The organism is Xanthomonas codiaei (assembly GCF_002939785.1).
Taxonomy (GTDB): Bacteria; Pseudomonadota; Gammaproteobacteria; order Xanthomonadales; family Xanthomonadaceae; genus Xanthomonas; species Xanthomonas codiaei.
In genome coordinates this window covers 20,890-27,367 of the sequence record NZ_MDEC01000043.1, presented here as the reverse complement: position 1 = coordinate 27,367, position 6,478 = coordinate 20,890, and the positions used below count along the sequence as shown (strand labels likewise).

At 60.9% G+C, this 6,478-nt stretch carries 4 protein-coding genes and 1 pseudogene; 1 reads left to right on the top strand and 4 read right to left on the bottom strand.

From position 1 onward, the window contains the following. Positions 1 to 1,104: 1,104 nt before the first annotated feature. Complete coding sequence (locus XcodCFBP4690_RS20695; RefSeq protein ID WP_146091992.1) at positions 1,105 to 2,172, bottom strand: hypothetical protein; 1,068 nt, start codon at positions 2,170 to 2,172, stop codon at positions 1,105 to 1,107. A 203-nt stretch (positions 2,173 to 2,375) separates the two neighbouring features. Between XcodCFBP4690_RS20695 and XcodCFBP4690_RS23210 the strand changes: the two are divergent. Then, positions 2,376 to 2,650, top strand: a pseudogene (locus XcodCFBP4690_RS23210) (phage integrase N-terminal SAM-like domain-containing protein); the annotation flags it as partial. A 145-nt stretch (positions 2,651 to 2,795) separates the two neighbouring features. Here XcodCFBP4690_RS23210 and secF read toward each other — a convergent pair. The 3 genes from secF to yajC all read right to left on the bottom strand — a co-directional run bounded on the left by secF (position 2,796) and on the right by yajC (position 6,426). Next, positions 2,796 to 3,764 (bottom strand): protein translocase subunit SecF, encoded by a 969-nt coding sequence (gene secF, locus XcodCFBP4690_RS20680; RefSeq protein WP_104544032.1) that lies wholly within the window; start codon positions 3,762 to 3,764, stop codon positions 2,796 to 2,798. A 124-nt stretch (positions 3,765 to 3,888) separates the two neighbouring features. Beyond that, positions 3,889 to 5,733 (bottom strand): protein translocase subunit SecD, encoded by a 1,845-nt coding sequence (gene secD / locus XcodCFBP4690_RS20675; RefSeq protein ID WP_167394734.1) that lies wholly within the window; start codon positions 5,731 to 5,733, stop codon positions 3,889 to 3,891. A gap of 336 nt (positions 5,734 to 6,069) precedes the next feature. Then, positions 6,070 to 6,426 (bottom strand): preprotein translocase subunit YajC, encoded by a 357-nt coding sequence (gene yajC, locus XcodCFBP4690_RS20670; protein WP_104544028.1) that lies wholly within the window; start codon positions 6,424 to 6,426, stop codon positions 6,070 to 6,072. Between the last annotated feature and the right edge of the window lie 52 nt (positions 6,427 to 6,478).

The window sequence follows — 6,478 nt, the reverse complement described above, 5'->3', positions numbered from 1 at the left end:
TCATCGGAGACGTCGGTCGGATAAGGGCGTGGTGGCTTCATCCGCTTACGATAGCCGCGAAAGCCTCAAGTTCATAACACGCTCTAGGGCTATCTTTATGTAAGGATCATTGCCTTCGTTTCGGTAAGACACACACAGCAGTTCATCGCCGAAGAACTTCATCTGTACCAAATGAACAAAGGAAAGCTTATCCAAAATAATAGGATCATCTTGACGTAGAACAAAAGTCAGTTTTCGTTCCGGGAAATTTTCTCTAACGTCCATGAATACTCACTATTAGCGCCTAACGCTTGAATTAAGCCGAGTGGCGAAGCAACTTCGGCTTGAATGAGTTGTTAGGCAGTGAGTGGCCGCAAAGGTTGGATGGTGCAACCATGCTCCCCAGCACTGCCGCCTGAACCAAGTGTGCCACAGCTTGCTGGATGGAGCTTGCCCAGCGACGCCGCGGCGCGTGATGCTACCGAAGCCAAGTGCAACGAGCGCAGCGCGGCAACAACGTACAAGGGCGAAGCACCGAACTTACCGTAACCAGCAACGGTGATGACTGCTGTCCGGAGCCAACCGCATGCACGCCTGCGAACTCACCGAAGCGGAAACCAACAACGCATTTGCTCCACCACGGCCTAACGCTTGAATTAAGCCGAGTTGCGAAGCAACTTTGGCTTGAATTAGTTGTTAGGCAGTAAGTGGCCGCAAAGGCTGGTTGGTGCAACCCTGCTCCCCAGCACTCCCGCCTGGACCAAGTGTGCCACAGCTAGCGGGATGGAGCTTGCCCAGCGATGCCCCGGCGCGTGATGCCACCGAAGCCAAATGCAATGAGCGCAGCGCGGGAACAACGTGCCAAGGCGAAGCACGGAACTTACCGTAACCAGCAGCGATGATTACGACTACCCAGAGCCGACCGCTTGCGTGCGAGCAAACCGACCGAAGCAGAATCCATCGACTGATTTGCTCCACCACCGCCTAACGTTCTAGCTAAGCTGCCCGCGGAGGTGTGCGCTGTATGCCCGGGCTGCGATGATGCACCATGTGCCGCGGCCCGGGCTTACAGCGCATGCCGTAGCGGGTCAGCTTGAGCGAGGGATTAGGCTTCGCCTGCCGCCCTCAGCGGAGTTGAAGTCGTGGCTTTGTGGCGAGATAAAGCCACGAAGATGTGTGCTTGAGTAAGGCAGTTCTACGCGCGCCCCGCAAATCCGTCGCGGACTTGAGCAAGGGAATGATCCCGATTAGGCCGACCTGTGTTGACAGGGTCGTTAGGCCCGTAACGGGAGAGACCAAAGAACCCGCCGCGATGAGCGTCGAGATCACCACTTCCTTGGAAAAGAGCGTCTTCAGGCTTGCAACACCTAACTCGGATTTCAGGTCTGCAAGGTCATGTTTTAGATCGATTCGGAACTGACGTTCCAGCTCTCGGAGATCAGTGGCGCTCTTTGCTTCCTTCGTTACCCGCTTGATGTGGGCGTCTAGTGTGGCCAGATATCTTCTACGCATTGCAGCGTAGTCCGTGCTGCTACTGCTGGCCTCTCGCTTACGGAAGTCAATAAGCTTCTTGAGTGGGACTTCACGCGCGTCCAGAACGTCAAGAGATATCGAAACCAGTCGATCATAGGCTGGAGCAACTTGGCTTACATCGAGACCAGTAATCGACGACGTTCCAAGTACGCTTGCATGTGCTTCGGCTAGCCAAGAGTAGGCGTCGGTCCGGTCGGTGATCTTCTGAATTAGCGTCCCAGCACAACTGTCCGCGAGGAACGACATCATCAGGAAGCCCAGAGCTGCCGGGACGTCATAGTCCATCGCACCGGCTTCAAATCGGGCCAATCCCTCTCGTTCCAACATGTTCCAAGTCATATGGAGGAACTTGTCCGGGTAGATCAGGTATCTGCCGCCCCGCCAATCGGATGGCGCCTTAGCCATGATTGCAGCGAGCTTGCCGGTGATTAGAAGAGTTTCGAGGGTCTTGTGAGCCTCTTGCTGCTCCTTGTCGCTTGGGCGCCGTGGCCTGACAACCAAGCTTGCTGCTTCTCGGAGTTCTCTATTCTTCGGACCGTGTGGAGACGCTCGCGGCATGCGAGGAACGATGGTCTCAAGCGAATCCCACAGCAGAAGCGCATTCTTCAAGATCGTCGGATTGCCAACCTCGGTGTGGGGGTAGTAGAGGGCCTTGAGCATGGCGGTCTCCCTGTGACGCCTAACTACTATTGGACCGCTGAAATGCGGTGTTGCACGGAGTATCTTCGATCATTGGGACTTTGTGAATGGGGGAAAGCCTAGCTGGGGTCACAGGATTGCCCGATGGAAAGCGACCGCGACCATGCAAATGCTTGCGGTGTTATTCATCACGGACGCAGGCGTATCAGATAAACCCCCAAAACATCGGCTTAACAGCAACTGCAGCGTCGTGGCTACACGATCAGGTGCGCGATCACCTACGGGTACGGCACTATAGCCTGCACATCGAGTAGACCTATCTGAGATGGATACGGCGCTTTATCCTGGCTAGCGGCAAGCGTTATCCGGCGCGGATGCGCCAAGTGGAGGTCGAGGCGTTCTCACCCGCTTGGCGACCGATGCGCAGGTGTCTGCGGGCACGCAGAACCAGGCGTTGGCTATGCTGCTGTTTTTCTACCGCGAAGTACTGCATATCGATCGACATCACGTGCCGACGAAAACCCTCGTTTCACGATCTTGAGTCGTGGCGTCACAGTGCAAAACCGTACACTCACAACGCCCATCGCCACAAACGAAATAACCGCGCACTGCGCGGTTTTTTCGTCACACTTTTTGCCAACCGATCAAGGACGGCGCGCCAGCGCCTCCACGTCCTTGGCCTTGGGCAGCAGATCCTGCTTGGTCACCGCAAACGGTCCGATGCTCAGCATCGGCACGGCCACGATCACCGAGGAGATCACCACGATCACCGCACCGATCATGTGGGTTTCGGCCAGGCCTTCCATCGACTCGCCGCCGTAGATGTACAACGCCATCGCCGACAGGAAGAACATCACCGCGGTGATCACCGTGCGCGACAGCGTCTGGTTGATCGAGCGGTTGAGCACTTCCAGCGGCTCCACGCGCAGGGCGCGGAAGTTTTCGCGCACACGGTCGAACACCACGATGATGTCGTTGATCGCAAAGCCCATCACCGACAGCAGGCCCGCCAGTACGGTCAGGTCGAACTCGCGGCCGGTCAGCGACACGTAGGCCACTGTCACCAGCAGGTCGAACAGCGCCGTCAGGCTGGCAACCACCGCGAACTTCCATTCGAAGCGGAAGGCGATGTAAATCAGAAAGCCCACCAGCATGAACACGGTGGCGTAGACGCCATTCAGGGCCAGGTCCTTGCCGACCTGCGGGCCGACGAATTCACCGGGCTGCACCGTGGCCGGGTTCTCGTCGCTGGTCACCGCCTTGCGCACATCTTCGGCCACGGTACGCGCGGCATCGTCGCGGTTGTTGTGCTGGCCATGCGGCTGCAGGCGGATCATGACTTCATTGCCGCCACGGGCGTTCTGGACCTGGGCGTTCTCGAACCCGGCCTTGGCCAGCTGCTCGCGCACCCTGTCCACGTCCACGGTCTTCTGGAACGATGTCTGCACGAGCGTGCCGCCGGTGAATTCCAGCGCGTAGTTGAAGCCCTTGCCGACGATCACGCCGATTGAGGCGACAGCGATCAGCAGCATCAACACCAGCACCGGCTTGCGCAGGCGCATGAAGTCGATCTTGGTGTCGTTGGGAATCAGGTGAAGCGGAAAAATTTTCATTGAATCCAGCTCTTCATATTTACCCGCACATGGATGTGCGGGCTGTTGCGAGGGACTCGCACTTCTATGTGCGGGCTCTTGCGAGGGACTCGCATTACAGACGGGCTCTTGCGAGGGACTCGCATCAAATAGCGACGGTCTTCAGCTTCTTGCGGCTACCGTAGATCAGCACCGCCAGCGCACGCGAGACGGTGATCGCGGTGAACATCGAGGCGAAAATACCGATCATCATGGTCAGCGCAAAGCCGCGCAGCGGGCCGGTGCCGAAGGCATACAGGGCCACTGCCACGATCAGGCCGGTGAGGTTGGCGTCGAGAATGGTGCCGCCCGCCTTTTCGTAACCGGCCGCGATCGCCGACTTGGCCGGCACGCCCAGCCGCAACTCTTCGCGAATACGCTCGTTGATCAGCACGTTGGCGTCCACCGACAGACCCACCGACAGGGCAAGGCCAGCAAAGCCCGGCAGCGTCATGGTGGCACCGAACAGCGACATCACCGCCACCACGATCAGCAGGTTGAACAGCAGCGCCACCGAGGTGATCGCGCCGAACACGCGGTAGTAGATGGTGAAGAACACCAGCGTGAACAGGAACGAGTAGATCACCGCAGTGACGCCGCGCTCCACGTTCTCCGCGCCCAGGCTCGGGCCGATCACGTATTCTTCGACGAAATCCATCGGCGCGGCCAGCGAGCCGGACTTCAGCAGCTTGGCCAGGTTCTCGGCTTCGGTCTTTTCCAGGCCGGTGGTCTGGAAGTTCTTGCCGAACACGCCGGCGATCCGGGTCGGCGCCAGCGCTTCTTCCTTGACCCGCACGCTGCGCACTTCCTTGCCGTCGACCATGGTCACGGTGGGAATGCGCTCGATATAGACCACCGACATCAGCTTGCCGACGTTGGCGCTGGTGTAGTCGAACATGCGCTGGCCGGCGACGTTGTTGAGCGTCACCGCAACCGCGGGCATGCCGTTCTGGTCGGTGCTGACCGAGGCGCTGACCATCTGGTCGCCGGTCACCAGCGCGCGCTTGTTGAGCAGCACCGGCGCGCCGGTATCGCGCACGCGGTAGACCTTGGCCTCCGGCGGAATGGTGCCGCTGCGCACGGCATCTTCGGCGTTGCCCTCGACCACGGCGCGGAATTCCAGCGAGGCGGTGGCGCCGATCAGGCGCTTGGCTTCGGCGGTGTCCTGCACGCCCGGCAGTTCGACCACGATGCGGTCCTCGCCCTGGCGCTGGATGGTCGGCTCGGCCACGCCCAGCGCGTTGACGCGATTGCGCAAGGTGGTAAGGTTCTGCTCGATCGCGCCACTGGCGATCTGCTTGAGCTCGGCCTCGGGCACCTTGACCGCGATGTTCTGGCCGCTAACGTCGTAGGTCAGGGTGGGCTGCGCCTTGGCCAGCGCCAAGCGTGCGGCATCGGCATCGGCGCCCTCGCCCAGGCTGACCTGAATGCTGTTGTCGCCGCGACGCTCCACCGAGCGATAGGCGATGCGGGCGTCGCGCAAGGTAGTGCGGATGTCTTCGGCAAAGCCGTCCAGGCGCTTTTCCAGCGCGGCCTTCTGATCGACCTGCATGGCGAAGTGCACGCCGCCGACCAGGTCCAGACCCAGCACCATCGGCCGGCCGCCCAGCTTGGCCAGCCAGTCCGGCACGGTGGAGGCCAGGTTCAGCGCCACCGTGTAGTTCTCGCCAAGCTGCTGACGCAGCACGTCGTTGGCGCGCGTCTGCGCCTGCAGCGAGGGCAAGCGCACCATCAGGCTCTCGCCCTCTTTGGTGATCGCCTTGGGCGTGATGCCGGCGCTCTTGAGCTCGCCGTCGATCCGGCTGCGCAATGCGTCGTCGAGCTGCGCACCGCGGCTGGCGGTGATCTGCACGGACGGGTCCTTCTGGTAGACGTTGGGCAGCGCATACAGCGCGCTGACGGCCAGTACCAGCAGGATCAGGAAGTACTTCCAGCGAGGAAATTCGAGCATTGCGACAGTCCCGCGCGGCACCATCCCGGCGCCGCGCCTAGCAGTGAGAACGACTTCCGGCGACCGACACGAGGTCGCCAGCGGCCATCCGGTGGATGCGAGCAGTACGCGGAAACCGCAGCACACAGGGTGCGATGCGGCTCCTTGCACCGACTGCGCCCGCCTGACGGTGCGCGCAGCAGTGATGTTGCGGATCTTGCAAAGCGGACAACGGCGCGGGCGACCGGCCGGTCAAGCGTCGGTTGCGCAGCGATCACGGAGTGTACGAGGGGTTCCTGCCGTTTTCGAGCGCCGACCGCGTCTGCCCGACGCTGCGCGCAGTGCCGGGCGCGATGCTCAGCTGGCCGACTTCAGCGTGCCCTTGGGCAGCACATGACCCACGGCGCTGCGCTGCACGCGGATGCGGACGTTGTCGGCCACTTCCACGGTGATGAAGTTGTCGCCGATATCGGTGATCACGCCCGCCACGCCGCCGGAGGTGATGACCTCATCGCCACGGGCCAGCTTGTCCAGCAACGCCTTGTGCTCCTTCTGGCGCTTCATCTGCGGGCGGATCATCAGGAAGTACATGACCGCGATCAGGATGATCGGCAACGCGAAAGTGGACAGGCCGCCCATCGGGCCGCCTGCCGGCGCGCCGCCACCGGCAGCCTGTGCCTGGGCAGCGGGGATCAGGAAATCGAGCAAATTCATTCAGTGCATCCTAGTTTGGTGCCAGCGCGCCCACGGGCACACTCGCTATTCA

Bases quoted from the DNA above. Each gene is read 5' to 3' on its own strand.
- yajC (WP_104544028.1), bottom strand. From the start codon at position 6,426: ATGAATTTGCTCGATTTCCTGATCCCCGCTGCCCAGGCACAGGCTGCC.
- secF (WP_104544032.1), bottom strand. From the start codon at position 3,764: ATGAAAATTTTTCCGCTTCACCTGATTCCCAACGACACCAAGATCGAC.
- XcodCFBP4690_RS20695 (WP_146091992.1), bottom strand. From the start codon at position 2,172: ATGCTCAAGGCCCTCTACTACCCCCACACCGAGGTTGGCAATCCGACG.
- secD (WP_167394734.1), bottom strand. From the start codon at position 5,733: ATGCTCGAATTTCCTCGCTGGAAGTACTTCCTGATCCTGCTGGTACTG.